Genomic DNA, 16,029 nt, shown 5'->3' with positions numbered 1-16,029 from the left:
GGCTCCGTGCCGTCGCCACGGGGTAGCCGGGGGCTCAGCTGTTGCTGTTCTTCTCGAGCAGGTCGGCCAGCGCGTCGAAGAACGCGGTGTACGTCTGGATGCTCTCGTTGGTGTAGGTGTCGGCGGGCATGTAGATGACGTTGCCCTTCTTGACCGCCTCCACGTTCTGCAGGGCGGCGGAGCCCTCGATCACCTTGGCGGCCGGCATGTAGCCGTCCTTCTTGGCATCGGTGGTGGCGGCGTCACGATCCATGACGATGATCAGGCCCGGGTTCGACTGTGCGATTGCCTCGACCGAGATGTCGTCGCCCTGGTGGTTGTCGGAACCCTGCGGTACCTCGAGCGCGGGCTCGAAACCGAAGATGTCGAACATCGGGCCGATCGTCCGGCCGGTGTGCGGGGCGACGTAGCCGATCTTGCCGCCGGAGACGATGACGCCCATCACCGTCGTGTCGGCACCGTAGGCGGCCTTCACCCGGGCGATGGATGCATCGAACTGGTCGTTGAGCTGCTGCGCCTCGGCCTGCTTGTCGAAGACCTCGCCGAGGACGGTGGTGCCGCGCTTGAGTTCGGCATCCAGCGGCTGGTCCTTGCGGGGGGTGACGTCGACGATGGCGGCGTTCGGGGCGAGCTTGCGGAAGTCCTCGCGGAACTGCGCGAAGCGGTTGCCGTTGACGATCAGATCCGGATCGGCCGCGACGATCGCCTCGAGGTTCGGTTCGCGGTGGGTGCCGAGGTCGACGATGCTCGAGTCCTGCTTGTACGAGATCGTGTCGGGCATCAGCGCCACGGCACCGGCCTTCAGTGGCACTCCCCACGCGGAGAGGGTCTCGAACGTGGTGTTGTCGGTGGCGACGACCGACGCCGCCGGCACGGTGACCGTCTGCGAACCGAAGTTGTCCTCGACCGTCACGGTGGTGGTCTCGCCGGAGGCGGCCTCGTCGGAGGTCGTGCTCGAGCAGGCGGTGAGGGCGAGGGCTGCCAGTGCGAGGGCAGCCGCGCTGCGGTACAGCCGGGGCGCTTTCATCTACGTGATTCCTTGCTTCGTGCCGATGGGACGTGCCGCCGCGGCGACCCCCCTCCCCGCGACAGTGGTGAGCCTAACCTAATGCGCGTAAAAGGGATGATTCGGGCCGGTCGGTCCCCGGGGTGGCGCAGGCCCACGCCGTCGGTGAGGGCACCGGTGTCCGGTGGGCGGGATCGAGCGATGTGGGCAGCGTGTGAGCCGGGTTACGCTCCGCGCGCACGACCCCGAAATCCGTTCCACGAGCAAAGGTTCGCGAGCATGGCATCCGCAGAGGACATCAAGAACACCGTCGCCTCCTACATGAAGGCACTCGAGAGCAAGAGCGCCGACCAGGTCGCGGCCCTGTTCGCGGAGGGTGCCACGGTCGAGGACCCGGTCGGCACCGAGCCCAAGCGGGGCGTCGAGGAGATCCGCGCGTTCTTCAAGGCCATCGAGGCGATGGACCAGACGGCCGAGCTGCTGACCATCCGCGTCGCCGGCAACAGTGCCGCCTTCCACTTCCGCACGGTCTCGAAGGTCGGCGGCCAGACCTACGTCATGGAGCCGATCGACGTCATGACCTTCGACGACGACGCCAAGATCACCAGCACCCGCGCGTACTGGGCGCAGGAGGACATGATCGTCGGCTGACGGCGACATGTCGCGCGGTGGGGTGTGGTCCGAGTCCGGGCCACACCCCACCGACGTTTTGACCCCCCTGGTTGTCTATACAAGACTGGACGGGCAATGGTGGGCGATGTCAGCGGAGGAATTGTGAACGACGGACCGTACTCGCCCGGCGCCCCGGCGCTCCGCAGTACACGTGACGACCGCGCAACGGTGCGGTGGCGCAACGGTCAGGGCACCACGCAGGTTGTCGCCGAGACCGAGACGTGGCGGGTGAGCATCGCGGACGAGCCGACGGCGTCGACGTTCTCGGTGATCGACGGCTACGACCGACTGTTCATGCCGATCGGTGGGGTGCCCGTCGAGTTGACGGGTGCCGGTGATGCGGCCCCTCGCACCGTCGCGCCGCTGGAGACGACGGCCTTTGCCGGCGAGTGGGCCCCGGCGTGCCGGGTGGAGACCCCCACCCGGGCACTCAACGTCATGGTGCGGCGCGGAGCGGCCACCGCGACGATGCGGTTCGGCGAACCGCCCCGGACCGCCGATCCCACCGAGCTGGTGGTCCTCGTGGATCCGGTGACGGAACTCGCGTTGCTGCTGCCGCCCGGGAACGGCGACACCGTCGAGTTCACGAGCCCCTGCGCGATCATCACGGTCACGGCACTCGCCCGTCCCTGACGGGACGTCCTATCGCGGTACGGGGCGCAGCACGATCTCGGTCGGATGCGCGTCTCGCGGCGTCTCGACGGCATTCCGGACCGCTCGCGCGACCGTCTGCGGGGTGAGGAAGGCGTCGGCGTCGTACTCGCCGCCCTCGGATGCGACGATCGCGCGCTGCATGTCGGTGTCGATGCGGCCGGGATGGATCGACGTGACGCGCAACCCCGGCTCCTCGAGCCGCAGCGCATCGGCGAAGGCACGCAGCGCGAATTTGCTTGCGGCATAGGCACCCCAGCCCGCATTGGCACGTAATCCCGCGCCCGAGTTGATCAGTACCACGTGCCCGTTCGCGGCCCGCAGGGCGGGCAGCAGCAGCCGGGTCAGTTCCGCCACCGCGACCACGTTGGCCTCGAAGGTCTTCCGCCACATGTCGACCGACGTCTCCGAGAGCGTTCCCAGTTCGGCGACGCCGGCGTTGTGCACCAGCACCTCGAGCCGGTCGATGTCGGCGACGGCGTCCGCGACGGCCGCGTGGTCGGTGAGGTCGACCGGCCACGGTGCGGCGCCCAGTTCGCCCACGATCTGCTCGAGCGATTCGGCGCTGCGACCACCGAGGATCAGCTGATGGGTGGGTGCGAGTTCGCGGGCGATGGCGGCACCGAGACCGCGGCTGCCGCCGGTGACGAGGGCCGTCGGATGCTGGGAGACCATGCCCCGAGACTAGACCGACGATCACCCGGCCGGGGTCGTGAGTGTCGGCTGTACCGTGCCGTGCGCAGGTAGACCGGGGCCACCCGGCAACGGCGGGCCGGGATTGTCGAAGGGGTTGTCGTTGAACGGGCCGGGGGCGCCCGGGCCGTTGCCGTTGGTCGGCAGCGTCGTCTCGTGCTCGGGGATGTAACCGAAGGAATTCGTCTGCTGCAGACCGGTTTCGTCGGTCGTCGACGTCGGTTGCTGCGGGAATCCGTGATTGGCCGTCTGCGCCGCGCGGTCGCATCCCGCCAGGCCGAGGCTCGCGACTGCGAGTGCGGCGACGGCGCCGACGGCGATCCGCCGGGGAAGCGGTGAGTGGTTCGTCGGGGTCATGGGTCGCCTCCGCTCAACCGGCCGGGGTGGTGAGGGTCGCGTCTGCGGGCGCCGGGACGACGACGGCCGGGTCGATGCGCCCGCCGCCGAGTTCGAACGGGTCGTCCTCGATGCCGCCACCCTCCGGTCCGATGGGATCGGTCTCGAGGGTCGTCTCGTGCTCGGGGATGTAGCCGAAGGAATTGGTCTGCTCGAGACCGCTCGGGTCCTCCGGCGAGTCGGTGCCTTCCTCCTCGGTGGTGAGCGTGGCGGGATTCGACTCGGCCTGGTCGTCGCCTCCGGCGACGGCGGCCCCGAGCAGTCCCGATGCGACGGCCGTGGCGGCTGCTGCCGCGACCATCCAGCCTCGGTGCTCGATCGTCTGTCGATTCATGGCTCTGCCTTTCGTGCAAGTGCTCGGCAGCCCCTTCTCCAGCATGGCACCGGCAGGCGCCGTGTGCAGATGTAGGTTGTGCACAACATTGTTGTGGTCTACATTCATGGTGTGACCGACGACCTCGCACTGGACCGGCAGGTGTGCTTCGCGCTGTACTCGGCGTCGCGCGCCACCACTGCGGCCTATCGGACGCTGCTCGCCGACCTCGGCCTGACCTACCCGCAGTACCTCGTGATGCTGGTGCTCTGGGAGCGGGACGGCCGGGGTGTCCAGGAGATCTGCGATGCTCTCCAGCTCGACACCGGCACACTGTCGCCGCTGCTCAAACGCCTCGAGGCCGGCGGTCTCGTCGACCGGCAGCGGGCCGGTGGCGACGATCGGCGCGTCACCGTCGGGCTCACCCCCGCCGGGGCGGCCCTGCGTGACCGGGCCTCCGACATCCCGGCCCGCCTCGCGCAGGCCACCGGGCTCGATGTACCGGAGCTGGAACGGCTACGCGACGTCCTCATGGCCGTCGGCCGCAATCTCCACCACGCGGATTTCGACACCCCCTCCACCGACAATCGAGAAGAGGCACCGTGAACATCGTCTACACCGCAGAAGCACTGGCCACCGGCGAGGGCCGCAACGGCCGCGCCCGGACGTCCGACGGACGTCTCGATCTCGAGCTCGCCATCCCGACCGAGATGGGTGGCAGCGGCAATGGCACCAATCCCGAACAGCTGTTCGCGGCGGGGTATGCCGCGTGCTTCCACTCCGCCCTCCAGCTGGTCGCGCGGCAGGCCGGCGCCGACGTCACCGATTCCGCCGTGGGCGCGCGGGTCGGTATCGGCCCCAACGGTTCCGGCGGCTTCGGACTGGCCGTGACGCTGGAGGTCTCGCTGCCGCACCTCGAGCGCGGAGAGGCCCTCGCGCTCACCGAGAAGGCGCACGAGGTGTGCCCCTACTCGAACGCCACCCGCGGCAACATCGAGGTCACCCTCACCGTCGCCGACGACGAATAGCCCTGCCGGACGCCGGTCCCGGAGGCACCATGGAGGCATGGCGAATCCGGGGCCGGTCGAGGCATTGCGGGAGGTCGCGTTCTGGCTCGAACGCGACCGGGCCGTCACGTACCGGGTGAAGGCGTACCGGCGGGCCGCGGACGTGGTCGCCGGTCTCACCGACGAGCAACGCCGAGCCCGGGAGCGCTCCGGCGACTGGACGTCGCTGCCCGGCGTGGGCGCGAAGACCGCCGCCGTCGTCGAACAGGCGGTCGCCGGTAAGGTGCCCGACTACCTGCAACAGCTCCGTGACGCCGCCGAGCCCATCGGCTACGGCGGCGACCTGCAGCCCGCGCTGCGCGGCGATCTGCACGTCCACTCGGACTGGTCCGACGGCGGCAGCCCGATCGACGAGATGATGCGCGCCGCGGCGACCCTCGGCCACGAGTACTGCGCGCTCACCGACCACTCGCCGCGGCTGACCATCGCGAACGGCCTGTCCGCGGAGCGGCTGCGCACCCAGCTGACGGCGGTGCGGGAGCTCAATCGGGAACTCGCGCCGTTCCGGATCCTCACCGGCATCGAGGTCGACATCCTCGACGACGGCGCGCTCGACCAGGAGCCGGAGCTGCTCGACGAACTGGACGTCGTGGTCGCGAGCGTCCATTCGCACCTGCGCGCCGACCGGGCGGAGATGACGCGCAGAATGCTGGGCGCGGTACGGAATCCGCGGGTGAACGTGCTCGGGCATTGCACGGGCCGCCTCGTCGAGGGCGCCCGCGGCGGCCGTCCGGAGTCGAAGTTCGACGCTGAGAAGGTCTTCGAGGCGTGTCGCGACCACGACGTCGCGGTGGAGATCAACAGCCGGCCGGAGCGTCGGGACCCGCCGAGCCGGCTGATCGATCTGGCCGTCGACATCGGTTGTCTCTTCGCGATCGACACCGACGCGCACGCGCCCGGGCAGCTGGCGTGGCAGGGGCTCGGCTGTGAGCGCGCGATCCGGTGCGGTGTGGAGGCGGCGCGGGTCGTCAACACGTGGCCCGTCGACGAATTGCTCACCTGGACGCGCGCGTTCGCGGGGTGAGTCGCAGAATGGGACGATGATCGACCCGGGATTCACGCCCACCCAGCTCGCGGCGCGAGCTGCCTACCTGCTGCGCGGCAACGACCTCGGGACGATGACCACCGCCGCGCCGCGGCTGTACCCGCACATGTGGAGCTGGGACGCGGCGTTCGTGGCCGTGGGGTTGGCGCCGCTGAGCGTGGAGCGGGCGGTCACCGAACTCGACACGCTGCTGTCGGCGCAGTGGAGCAACGGCATGATCCCGCACATCGTGTTCGCGAACGGGGTCGACGGCTACTTCCCCGGCCCCGCGCGCTGGCAGTGCGGGGAACTGGCCGGACATGCGCCGATCGGTGTCGACACCTCCGGCATCACGCAACCGCCCGTGCACGCGATCGCGGTGCAGCGGATCCTCGACCACGCCCGGCGGCACGGCCGCAGCACCCGGGCGGTCGCCGAGGAGTTCCTGGACCGGCGGTGGCCGGACCTGATGCGTTGGCACCGGTGGCTCGCGCGGGCACGGGACCGCGACGGGAACGGGCGCATCACGCTGTTCCACGGGTGGGAGTCCGGAATGGACAATTCGCCCCGGTGGGATATCCCGTACGGCAACGTGATTCCGGGCCCTGTCCCGGCGTATCGGCGCGAGGACGTCACCGTCGTAACCGATGCCTCGCAGCGCCCGAGCAACGGCGAGTACGACCGCTACCTGTGGCTGCTCGAGGAGATGAAGAGCGTCCGCTACGACGACGAGGCGCTGCCGGAGAAGATGAGCTTCGCGGTCGAGGACGTATTCGTCAGCGCCGTCTTCGCGCTCGCGTGCGACGTGCTGGCCACGATCGGTGAGGAGCATTCGCGACCCAACGCCGATGTCCGCGAACTGCACTCCTGGGCCGACCACTTCCGTAAGGGCGTCGTGGCCACCACCGACGCGCGCTCCGGCGTGGCCCGGGACCTCGACCTGCGCACCGGGCGGTGGATCGCCACCGACACCATCGCGATGTTCGCGCCCCTGCTGTGCGGTGGCCTGGACCGGCACACCGAGCGAGGCCTGCTGCACACCTTCGAGGGTCCGCGTTTCTGCACCCATCCGGATCTGCGGTACGCGGTGCCGCCGTCCACGTCGCCGGTGTCGCGGGACTTCCGGGCGCGCGAGTACTGGCGCGGACCGGTGTGGCCCGTCATGACGTGGCTGTTCTCGTGGGCGTTCGCGCGTCGCGGTTGGGCCGAGCGGTCGCTGATGCTGCGTGCGGAGGGACTGCGGCAGGCCGCCGACGGCAGTTTCGCCGAGTACTACGAGCCGTTCACCGGTGAGCCGCTCGGCAGTATGCAGCAGTCGTGGACCGCGGCCGCGGTGCTGGACTGGCTCGGCTGATGAACCGTGTGGAACGCCGCTGTGAACTGTCTGTGAGATACCGATACCCGGTGCGAAACAGGCGCGCGCGGTGAGGAAGTCGTCTAGTCTCGGGCAATGCCGAGGAACCGTCGTCGCTCCCTGTCGCGTGTCGCAATACTGGCCATGGCCGGGGCGGTGACGCTGACAGCCCCCGCGGTCGCGGTGGCGGCGCCGCAGGGCGTCGACGTCGCATCGTGGCAGCATCCGGGGGGTGCGCCCATCAACTGGGGGGCAGTGCGCGGAGCCGGCTACGAGTTCGGCATGGTCAAGGCCACCGAAGGCCTGTTCTACACCAACCCGTACTTCGCGCAGGACTCGATCGCGATGCGCATCGCCGGAGTGGCGCGCGGCGCGTACCACTATGCGGACCCGTCGGCGTCACCCGAGGCGCAGGCGGCCTTCTTCGCCGCGAACGCGCTGGCGGTCAACCAGATCGGCGGCCTGCCCCCGGTGCTCGACCTCGAGAGCACCGGCGGTCTCGCGGCGCCGCAACTCATCGACTGGACGCGCCGCTACCTCAATTCGGTGCAGGCTCTCACCGGCCGTCAGCCGATCATCTACACGTACCCCAACTTCTGGCGTACCGCGATGGCGAACACCACCGAGTTCTCCAACTACCCACTGTGGATCGCCGACTACAACGGCGGCAACTACCCCGGCCCGCTGCCGGGTGGGTGGAAGAACTGGGCCTTCTGGCAGTACACCGACAGTGGCCGCATCCCGGGGGTGAACGCCGCCATCGACCTCAACGTCTACAGCGGGGCGATGGGCGATCTCAACATGTACGCGCGCAACTTCTTCGGTAGCTGAGTGCGCGCCGGTATGACGAAGCTGAGTGGAAAGACCGCGATCGTGCTGGGCGTGGCGCCCGGCAACGTGGGGCACGCCATCGCCCGTCGGTACGCCGACGACGGTGCCACCGTGCTCGTCGCGGGTCGGCGCCCGGACGCGCTCGCCGAGGTGGCCGACGGGATCGGTGCGCAGTGGCAGCCGTGCGACATCACGTCCGAGGCGGACCTGGATGCGCTCGTCGAGCGCGCGCGGAACCTGTTCGGACACATCGACGTGGGCGTCAACGCCACCGGGTGGGGTCTGCTCGCCCCGTTCGAGGACACCACCCGCGAGGATCTCGAGCGGATGGCGGCGGTCCAGTTCACCGGGCCCTTCCAGTTCTTCCAGCGGTTGGTCGCGAACATGCCGAACGGCGGCTCGATCATCCAGATCTCGTCGGTCACGGCGTCGATCATGTTCGAGAACCACGCCGCCTACATGGGCACCAAGGCCGGTATCGACCACGTGATCCGGTGCATCGCCAACGAATACGGTGAGCGCGGGATCCGCGCCAACTCGATCGCGCCCGGCGGCGTCGCGGACGCCCCGATGTCGGGCGGTGGACTGAACTACCCACCGATCCGCTCGCTCTACCTGCGCGAGATCCCACTCGGGCGGGTCGGCATCGCCGAGGACGTCGCGAACGTGGCGGCGTGGCTGGCCGGCGACGAATCCGGTTTCGTCACCGGCCAGATGCTGCACGTCAGCGGTGGGCAGACGCTGCGCCGGAACCCGTCGATCGCGGACCTGATCGGAGCGGCCACGCCCGACCAGGCGTAGCTCTCAGCCACCCGGGGTGAGCTGACCGGTCACCCGGTAGAGCCGCCACATCTCGGGCTCGGTGCCGCCGTCGTTGCGCATCTCGAGCACGAGCGCGCCGACGCCACCCGAGCCGGTCTCGAACATCGTCGGGTACCGGCGGTTCACGGCGTCGGCCACGCCGCGCTTGGTGTTCGGGACCGCCAGGATGTACTGGACGCCGTTCCCGGCCGGGTCGTCGAGGATCTCCGCGAAGTCGGTGTCCGACGTGATGACGAACTGCTTGGGGTTCGCTGACGCCGTCACCACCGCAAACCCCTCGACGGTGTCGAGCAGGACGGAGCCCTCGGGCAGGTCGAGGCGGTCGAGGTAGTCGGCGATGCGCCGTTCGGCACCGAATGTGCGCAGGATCGCCAGCTCGGTGGGGTCCTGCCGGCCCGGGACGATCGCGCTCGCGATGGAGTGCTCGAGCGCGGCCAGCCGGGCGTTGCCCATCGCGACGGTCGTCACCGCGGTCGATCCGACGAGCAGGCACACCGCGAACGCGACCAGTGGTGACGGTCCCGGGTAGGCCGGGATCGGACGGGGTTCGGGTGCGAAATGCCCGGGGCGGTGCGAGATCACGGGCGCCCGGCTGGGGGTGAGCAGGACGACGAGCACGAACGCGAACGGGATGATCGTGATGTAGAAGCGCAGGAACGGGAACGTCGAATCCATCAGGTACAGCAGCGACTGCGTGCCGAGGACCGCGCCGAAGATCGTGAACGGGACCAGGATCTCGGCGTCGCGGCGGCGGTAGGCGAGCACGGCCGCGACGATCAGCAGCAGTGGGACCGCCGGCCCCAGCACCGCCATCTCTGTCAGCGAGAACACCGCCCGGTCGACGCCCGTGGTCGTGGCACCGCCGCCGGACTGCTCGAGAATCGCGCTGTTGCCGTACACCGACGAGAACTGTTGGAACGCGGTGCCGGTGATCAGCCAACTCGTGAACGACCACGCGACGAAGGCCGCGATACCGGGTCCGACGACGATCGACACCTCGACCGCGGCCGCCCACCAGCGATCTCCCCGCGCGGACTGCGGGGTGGGGCGATGACGGATCACGGTGACCAGGCCGACGAGGGCGCCGGCGACGATCATCGGGGCGATCGCGTCGTAGCGGGTGAGATAGGCGAGGGCCAGCGCGATGCCCGCCGCGATGAGGTCGTGTACGCCGTCGCTGCGCATCCACCGCATGAGCCGGCGGACGGCCCAGCACACGAAGAACACGAACGGCGCCTCGCTCATGCCGTTGGCCGCGTACATGACGATCATGGGGTTGAGGGCGAACAGCGCGGTGAGCACCACCACCAGAACCGTGGAACAGCCACGGTCACGCGCGATTCCGCGGATCTGGACGACGGCGCCGGCCATGAACGCGGCCGACATCACCGCCGCAGTCAGGTTCCAGCGCAACAACTCCGGCCACCAGTGCCCGAGGAAGCCGAGGGGCAACTGCGCGAACGCGGTCAGTGGTGTGAAGACGAATCCGATCGCCGCGAGGTGCGGGTCCCGGCTCAGGAGCACCCCCGAGACCGCCGCGACGCGGGACAACGAGTCGGTGAAGATGAATCCCACACCGACGTTCATCCACACGCCCACCGCGACGTAGGCGGTGAACAGAATCCCGTACAGCGCCCATGGCTTCCGCCGCTCGCGGACGCGTGGGGTTCCGCGTCCGGCGCCCCCCTGCGCGGGCGCCGGACGCAGGGCCGTCGTCGAGGTCACGACCGGCGCCGGCGCAGCCACACTGTCGCGCCGACCACGATCACGGCGAGGACCGCGGTCCCCGCGACGATCGCGACGATCGCGCCGGTTCCGATACCGGAGTCCTCCTCGGAGTCGGCCTGCGCGGCCACGTCGGTGACCTTGACGCCGATCGCGAACGGTTGCGCGTCACGCGGACCGATCAGGACGTCGCCGGTGAGGCGCGGGAACTGGGACGGATCGGCGTCGAGCCAGCCGAGCAACGCGTCGAGGTCGCCGGGTTCGCCGTTGGACGTCGCCAGCACCACCGTGCGGTTGCCCTGCTCGGTCACCTGCAGCGTGCCGTACGGGGTGGTCCCGGCGACGCCCTGCAGGGCGAGCAGTGCGGGGTCGGCCGACGCGAGCGGCGGCCGCACCGACTGCGGCAGATTGCCGTCGGCGGCGATCAGGATCGCCGGCAGCGTGTCGGTGGCGGCCTCGGTGAGCGGACGCACCCGCGGCTGCAGCGGCAGGTAGCTGCTGTGCTGCATCTGGACCAGGAGTTGGTTGGCCCGGCGCAGGTCGCCGAGGCCGTTGTCGCCGAGGCCGACGTCGACGGTCGGCAGCAGGGTCTGCGGCAGCGACGCGAACCCGCCGGGTAGCGGCGGCGACGCGAGGTGCGACGAGACGGTGCTGCGCGGATCGACCGTGAGCGACGACGCGTCGCTGGTTCCGCACTGGAAGTCCCCGGTGATGTCGAGCGCCACCGTGAGCGTCATGAAGCGGGACAGCAGGTTGTTCGGCACGTCGGCGCGGACGTCGAACCTGCCCGTCGAGTCGAGCGGCGCACTGGCCAGTTGGGTACCACCGAGACTCACGGTGAGGATGCCGCTCCGGGACGGCGGCAGCGGGACGTAGGTACCGAACAGGTGCGCCGACAGGTCGCGGATCGGCCGGCCGAGCTGGGTCTGATTGACCTCGATCGGCACCGCGATGCGGTTGAGGCCGGACGCCGTGAGCGAGCCGATCTTCAGCTGCTCGAGCGTCACCACGTCCTGGGCCACCTCCGGCACCTTCACCTCGGGAGCCGCGATCGCGCGACTGGCGGCCGCGTAGCCGTCGAGATTCGCCACGAACAGGTCCACCTGCGACGAGAGTGCGCTCTCGTTGCCGGTGATGCGCAGTACCGGCGCACCGGCGGGAGTCGGCTCCAGCCCGATTCCGGCGTCGGAGGCGCCACCGACGGCGATCGATCGCTCGAACAGGGCCGGGGCCACCGGCGGCACACCGGCACCGGCGGGCAGCTGGGTCACCTCGACGCGGGTGGGCTGATTGCCGTAGTGGTTGACGACGGCCGTGCTCAACGTCAATGCGGCGTTCTGCTCGGCCGCCGACGACGGGTCCGCGACGTAGATCGTCAGCTTCCGGAGAATCGGCGGCAGGAACTCGGCGGGGGACGCCGGTTGACGCTCGGCGCCGGCGTAGTCCACGGCCGCGTCACGCAGGGTCAGCGGGGCGAACTGGCTGCGGTCGTAGCAGCGGTTGTCGACGGGAATGTAGTGGCTCGTGATCGTGAGGTTCACCGACCGGTCGGTCACGGGCAGGCCGTCGAGCGGTACCGACAGCGGGATGCCGCCCTCGTTCGCGGCCGGGATCTCCACCCGCTGGACCACACGGGCGTCGGACCGGACCTCGAGCCACCCCTGCCGGAAGTCCATTGGGGTCGTGAGGCTTCCGGTGAGCCGGCGGGCCTGCAGCCCGTCCGGCACCGGGAGGGTGACGGTCACGGGCGCGGAGTCCGACACGAACTGCAGGTCGGCGGGGCGTCCCAGCTCGGGGAACGGAACTGACTGTCCGGTAGGGACAGTCGCGTCGCTGGAGTCCTGAGCCGACGCCGTGCCGGCTCCCGGCAGAAGCGCGGCGATCGCGACGAGCGTGCCCGTCACGAGCGTTGCGAGCCTGCGTCGCGGCGCGCGCGAGGGCGCCCCCGTCCTTGCCATGAACTCTCCCCAGATCGTCCTCTACGTGCTGCCGGCATCCGGTCGAGTGGGTCGACGACGGTCGGCTGAACGAAGGAACCCGAATCCGAAACTTCTTGTGCGCAGCCAGGGCCCGTCGGAACGGCCACCACGCTCACCTTCGTCGCGACCATTCAATCACGGGTTTGTACCAAACGCTGGTTCAAAAGTTGAAGTTTCATCGGTGTGATTCGGAGTGGTTGGTCACGGAGCGACACCTGTCACTTCGTGTAACACTCCGATCGCTGCCGTGATGAGTCAAGATGGAAGTGCAAACGGTCCGGTGTAGACCGCGTCGCTCGACGATTGCGAAATAGTCTCGACTGCACATGTGTTCGAGCGAGCGGGGAGGAAAAACCACGATGACGCATGCCACCCCGGGCATCGAAACCTCCCCCGTGGGCGACGGCGAGGAGGCCCAGGCCGCCGCCGCTGCGCCGGCGACCGCGCGCGGGAAGTCCTCGGCACCGGCACCGTTCACCGGCACGTCGATCTTGTTGCGGTGGCTGCTCATCGGTGGTTGCTCGCTCGCCGCGTTCTGGCCCTCGGTGGTCCGGACCGTCGACGACCTTCGTGGCGGCGACTTCCTCGGCTACATCCTGGTGATGCCGTTCCTGGCCGCCGTGGCGGCGATCGGCATCGCCCGACGCCGCGCCGGCGAATTACCCATCCACGACCGGCAGATCGACAGCCTCGTCGGCGGGATGGCCCTGCTGGTCTCCGTTGCGGTCCAGTGGCTGCTGCTACCCCGATACGCCGAGCAGTTCAGCGTCCTGCGCATCGATCTGCTGTCGTGGTTGCTGTTCGTCGTGGGCGCTGCGGTGCTGCTGTTCGGGCTGCGACCGGTAGGCCGGTTCTGGCCCGTGTGGCTGATGCTTCTGCTCATCGCTCCCCTCCCCTACCGGATGGTCGTGGTGATGCTGGGCGGCCAGTCGCAGCACGTGAGCGTCGTCCTGACTGCGTTCGCGGCGGCCGCCACCGGAATCGCGGTGGGCAGGACGCGGCGACGCGGCATCGTGGGCGCCGTCGCCACGATCGCCGTGGGCGTCGCCGTGTTGGCCTTCATCTGGTTCGTCTTCCCCGACGTGCCCCGGCTGGTCGTGCAGTTCGTGCCCGCCGGTGTCGCGGCCGTGACGGTCGGTATCGGGATGTACCTGCAGTACGGGTACTACTTCACGGACCGGCGTGCCGCCTATTCCGTGGCGCCGCAGCGCCCCACCGCCGTGCGCACCGGCCTGGTCCGCTCCGGCCTGGTCGTCGTCGCGGTCGCCTTCGTGCTCTCCCTCATCCCGCTGCCCGATCCCCCGGCCACCGTCGTCGCCGACGGTCCGTCGACGCCCGGCACGGGCCTGGTCGTGCCGTCGGGATGGACGCAGGAGGACGTAGAGGATTTCGACTGGGCCAACCGCTTCTTCGGGCGCCGCGCCACGCTCGTGCGGCAGACGATCGTCGCTGACGAGGGGAATCCGGACTGGGATTCGAAGGCACGGCCGCGGCGCGTCGTCATCGACACTCTCGACACGCACCGCCCCGCGACGCTCACCGTGTACCCCACCGACACGCTCTACCGCCTCAGAGACGCCCGCCGCAGCCCCACCGTGCCGGTGGACCTCGGTCACGGCGTGCAGGGCGAGTTCTCGACGATCGTCGACGAGGAGGCGCTGCTGACGTGGAGCCTGCTGTCGTTCACGTGGACGCGAGACGACATCAGCCAGCGGGTCAACCTGGTCACCGTCGACGATCATCGCCCGGACGCGATCTTCCCGCGGCCGACGCCCTCGATGGCGTCCGATGTCACCAACACGTTCAACGTCCTGATCCGCGGCAACGCGGTCACCGTGGACGACAACTCCGAGTACAAGGATCGCGACATGCTCGCCGTCGTCGGAACGCAGCTCGTCGACGCCCAGTGGAAGGCGGACGAGGCATGAGCGCCGACCGTTCGGCCGCCGTCGCCGACGAGTTCAAGGCCGCGGCGTTGAACGACGCCGTCGACGGCCTGCGGGAGCGGCATCCGCTCGCGTCGGCCGCGGTCGCGTTCGTGCCGTGGCAGCGCAACCTGGCGCTCGCGGTGGCGGCGCTGGTCGTGGGCTGCGCGGTGTTCTTCCCGATCGGCACCTTCACGGTGCTGATCGCGGTGTGCACGCTCGCGTACGTCGCCACCATGATCGACCGTCTGATCATCTTCGCCCGCGGGCTCGACCGGGAGGCCATCGTCACCGTCTCCGACGAGGACGCCCGGGCGATTCCGGACGACGAACTGCCCTCCTACACGATCCTTGTGCCCGCGTACGACGAGACCGAGGTGATCTACGACCTCGTCGCGGGCATGACTGCGCTCGAATACCCGCGCGAGAAGTTGCAGGTGCTGCTGCTGCTCGAGGAGGACGACCACGGCACCGTGGAGGCCGCGAAGGACGCGATCTCCGTGCCGGGCGGCGAGATCGTGACGGTGATCCTGGTGCCCGCCGCGCAGCCGCGCACCAAACCCAAGGCGTGCAACTACGGCCTGCATTTCGCGACCGGTGAGATCGTCACCATCTACGACGCCGAGGACAAGCCCGATCCGCTGCAGTTGCGCCGGGTCGTCGCCGCGTTCGCGCGTCAGCCCGACGACGTGGCCTGCGTACAGGCCAAGCTCGCATACGACAACGGCCGCCAGAACCTGCTCACCGGCTGGTTCACCGCCGAGTACGCGGTGTGGTTCAACTTCCTGCTGCCCGGGCTGATGAAGACCAGGTCGCCGATCCCGTTGGGCGGCACGTCCAATCATCTGCAGCGGTGGGTGCTCGACGAGATCGGTGCGTGGGATCCGCACAACGTGACCGAGGACGCCGACCTGGGCGTGCGGATCGCGGCGTCGGGCTACTCGACGGCGGTGTTGGACTCGACGACGATCGAGGAGGCCAACAGCGATCCGATCAACTGGATCCGGCAGCGATCCCGTTGGTACAAGGGGTATCTGCAGTCGTGGCTGGTGCACACCCGCAGGCCGCTCGAGGCGTGGCGTTCACTCGGTGCGCTCAGCTTCATCCGGTTCACCCTGTTGCTGGCCGGGACGCCGATCATCGCGTGCCTCAACCTGGTGTTCTGGTTCATCACGTTCACGTGGCTGCTCGGCCAGCCGCTGATCGTGGCCGACGTGTTCCCGCCGTACATCTACTACGGTGCGCTGGTCTCGCTGGTGTTCGGCAACGCCGCCGCGATCTACATGAACATCGTCGGCTGCCGCGAGACCGGGAACTCGCACCTGCTGCTCGCGTGCGTCACCGTCCCGATCTACTGGCTCATGATGAGCATCGCCGCCGCCAAGGGCTGCTGGCAGCTGCTGCGCAATCCGTCCTACTGGGAGAAGACCTTCCACGGTCTGGGAACACCTTCTCCCCAGTCCCCGGCCGCCCCCCAGTCCCCGGCCGCCCCCTGACCGCGTTTTGCGCACTTGTCGCGGATTTCCGGCGTCCGCCGGCGCGACAAGTGCGCAAAACGCGGGGGTGAGGGA

16 protein-coding genes are annotated in these 16,029 nt (G+C 69.4%); 10 read left to right on the top strand and 6 right to left on the bottom strand.

Annotated elements, in window-relative coordinates:
* Positions 1-34: 34 nt before the first annotated feature.
* Entirely contained in the window at positions 35-1,027 is a 993-nt protein-coding gene (locus A6I89_RS11185) for a siderophore ABC transporter substrate-binding protein (RefSeq protein WP_013417667.1), read from the bottom strand.
* Between the two features lie 258 nt (positions 1,028-1,285).
* On the opposite strand from A6I89_RS11185, the gene A6I89_RS11180 reads away from it, so the two are divergent.
* Together A6I89_RS11180 and A6I89_RS11175 are read left to right on the top strand one after the other, a co-directional pair.
* Complete coding sequence (locus tag A6I89_RS11180) at positions 1,286-1,657, top strand: nuclear transport factor 2 family protein (RefSeq protein ID WP_022598643.1); 372 nt, start codon at positions 1,286-1,288, stop codon at positions 1,655-1,657.
* 123 nt (positions 1,658-1,780) lie between these two features.
* Entirely contained in the window at positions 1,781-2,311 is a 531-nt protein-coding gene (locus A6I89_RS11175) for a HutD/Ves family protein (protein ID WP_022598641.1), read from the top strand.
* Between the two features lie 9 nt (positions 2,312-2,320).
* Here A6I89_RS11175 and A6I89_RS11170 read toward each other — a convergent pair whose 3' ends face one another.
* The 3 genes from A6I89_RS11170 to A6I89_RS11160 are packed head-to-tail and all read right to left on the bottom strand — an operon-like array spanning position 2,321 to position 3,752.
* Complete coding sequence (locus tag A6I89_RS11170) at positions 2,321-3,004, bottom strand: SDR family oxidoreductase (RefSeq protein ID WP_005516695.1); 684 nt, start codon at positions 3,002-3,004, stop codon at positions 2,321-2,323.
* A gap of 21 nt (positions 3,005-3,025) precedes the next feature.
* Entirely contained in the window at positions 3,026-3,379 is a 354-nt protein-coding gene (locus A6I89_RS11165) for a hypothetical protein (protein WP_022598639.1), read from the bottom strand.
* A gap of 13 nt (positions 3,380-3,392) precedes the next feature.
* Positions 3,393-3,752: a hypothetical protein gene (locus A6I89_RS11160; RefSeq protein WP_022598637.1), complete on the bottom strand. Its 360-nt coding sequence runs from the start codon at positions 3,750-3,752 to the stop codon at positions 3,393-3,395.
* Between the two features lie 111 nt (positions 3,753-3,863).
* Between A6I89_RS11160 and A6I89_RS11155 the strand changes: the two genes are divergently transcribed.
* The 6 genes from A6I89_RS11155 (at position 3,864) to A6I89_RS11130 (ending at position 8,808) form a co-directional block, all read left to right on the top strand.
* Positions 3,864-4,337 carry a MarR family winged helix-turn-helix transcriptional regulator gene (locus A6I89_RS11155; protein ID WP_013417663.1) on the top strand — a complete coding sequence of 158 codons (474 nt, stop codon included), beginning with the start codon at positions 3,864-3,866 and terminating at the stop codon, positions 4,335-4,337.
* The gene (locus tag A6I89_RS11150; protein ID WP_005516699.1) at positions 4,334-4,759 is read left to right on the top strand and encodes an organic hydroperoxide resistance protein; all 426 of its coding nucleotides are present in this window, start codon (positions 4,334-4,336) and stop codon (positions 4,757-4,759) included. Before A6I89_RS11155 ends, A6I89_RS11150 begins: the two co-directional genes overlap by 4 nt.
* A gap of 37 nt (positions 4,760-4,796) precedes the next feature.
* Entirely contained in the window at positions 4,797-5,822 is a 1,026-nt protein-coding gene (locus A6I89_RS11145) for a PHP domain-containing protein (protein WP_005516700.1), read from the top strand.
* A 16-nt stretch (positions 5,823-5,838) separates the two neighbouring features.
* Positions 5,839-7,176, top strand: coding sequence for a glucosylglycerate hydrolase (ggh, locus tag A6I89_RS11140; protein WP_022598633.1), 1,338 nt, complete (start codon positions 5,839-5,841; stop codon positions 7,174-7,176).
* A gap of 96 nt (positions 7,177-7,272) precedes the next feature.
* On the top strand, positions 7,273-8,007 hold the full coding sequence (locus A6I89_RS11135) for a glycoside hydrolase family 25 protein (RefSeq protein WP_022598631.1): 735 nt from the start codon (positions 7,273-7,275) through the stop codon (positions 8,005-8,007).
* Positions 8,008-8,019: 12 nt separating this feature from the next.
* Positions 8,020-8,808, top strand: a complete 789-nt coding sequence (locus A6I89_RS11130; protein ID WP_172504549.1) for an SDR family NAD(P)-dependent oxidoreductase — start codon at positions 8,020-8,022, stop codon at positions 8,806-8,808.
* A 3-nt stretch (positions 8,809-8,811) separates the two neighbouring features.
* Here the strand turns inward: A6I89_RS11130 and A6I89_RS11125 are convergent, their stop codons facing one another.
* Positions 8,812-10,416, bottom strand: coding sequence for an ABC transporter (locus tag A6I89_RS11125; protein ID WP_226347429.1), 1,605 nt, complete (start codon positions 10,414-10,416; stop codon positions 8,812-8,814).
* A gap of 134 nt (positions 10,417-10,550) precedes the next feature.
* On the bottom strand, positions 10,551-12,512 hold the full coding sequence (locus A6I89_RS11120) for a hypothetical protein (RefSeq protein ID WP_044991496.1): 1,962 nt from the start codon (positions 12,510-12,512) through the stop codon (positions 10,551-10,553).
* Between the two features lie 380 nt (positions 12,513-12,892).
* Between A6I89_RS11120 and A6I89_RS11115 the strand changes: the two genes are divergently transcribed.
* A complete protein-coding gene (locus A6I89_RS11115; protein ID WP_022598627.1) occupies positions 12,893-14,461 on the top strand; it encodes an exosortase/archaeosortase family protein in 1,569 nt (522 codons plus the stop codon).
* A complete protein-coding gene (locus tag A6I89_RS11110; RefSeq protein WP_022598625.1) occupies positions 14,458-15,954 on the top strand; it encodes a glycosyltransferase in 1,497 nt (498 codons plus the stop codon). Before A6I89_RS11115 ends, A6I89_RS11110 begins: the two co-directional genes overlap by 4 nt.
* Positions 15,955-16,029 lie beyond the last annotated feature (75 nt).

Source organism: Prescottella equi, from assembly GCF_002094305.1.
Lineage (GTDB): Bacteria > Actinomycetota > Actinomycetes > Mycobacteriales > Mycobacteriaceae > Prescottella > Prescottella equi.
Note: the sequence above shows the minus strand (reverse complement) of the source record. Positions and strands in the feature narration are given on the sequence as shown.

Excerpts from the sequence above, each read along its gene's own strand:
- A6I89_RS11185 (WP_013417667.1), bottom strand. The coding sequence starts at position 1,027 with ATGAAAGCGCCCCGGCTGTACCGCAGCGCGGCTGCCCTCGCACTGGCA.
- A6I89_RS11180 (WP_022598643.1), top strand. The coding sequence starts at position 1,286 with ATGGCATCCGCAGAGGACATCAAGAACACCGTCGCCTCCTACATGAAG.
- A6I89_RS11170 (WP_005516695.1), bottom strand. The coding sequence starts at position 3,004 with ATGGTCTCCCAGCATCCGACGGCCCTCGTCACCGGCGGCAGCCGCGGT.
- A6I89_RS11165 (WP_022598639.1), bottom strand. The coding sequence starts at position 3,379 with ATGACCCCGACGAACCACTCACCGCTTCCCCGGCGGATCGCCGTCGGC.
- A6I89_RS11160 (WP_022598637.1), bottom strand. The coding sequence starts at position 3,752 with ATGAATCGACAGACGATCGAGCACCGAGGCTGGATGGTCGCGGCAGCA.
- A6I89_RS11145 (WP_005516700.1), top strand. The coding sequence starts at position 4,797 with ATGGCGAATCCGGGGCCGGTCGAGGCATTGCGGGAGGTCGCGTTCTGG.
- ggh (WP_022598633.1), top strand. The coding sequence starts at position 5,839 with ATGATCGACCCGGGATTCACGCCCACCCAGCTCGCGGCGCGAGCTGCC.
- A6I89_RS11135 (WP_022598631.1), top strand. The coding sequence starts at position 7,273 with ATGCCGAGGAACCGTCGTCGCTCCCTGTCGCGTGTCGCAATACTGGCC.
- A6I89_RS11130 (WP_172504549.1), top strand. The coding sequence starts at position 8,020 with ATGACGAAGCTGAGTGGAAAGACCGCGATCGTGCTGGGCGTGGCGCCC.
- A6I89_RS11125 (WP_226347429.1), bottom strand. The coding sequence starts at position 10,416 with ATGAACGTCGGTGTGGGATTCATCTTCACCGACTCGTTGTCCCGCGTC.
- A6I89_RS11120 (WP_044991496.1), bottom strand. The coding sequence starts at position 12,512 with ATGGCAAGGACGGGGGCGCCCTCGCGCGCGCCGCGACGCAGGCTCGCA.
- A6I89_RS11115 (WP_022598627.1), top strand. The coding sequence starts at position 12,893 with ATGACGCATGCCACCCCGGGCATCGAAACCTCCCCCGTGGGCGACGGC.
- A6I89_RS11110 (WP_022598625.1), top strand. The coding sequence starts at position 14,458 with ATGAGCGCCGACCGTTCGGCCGCCGTCGCCGACGAGTTCAAGGCCGCG.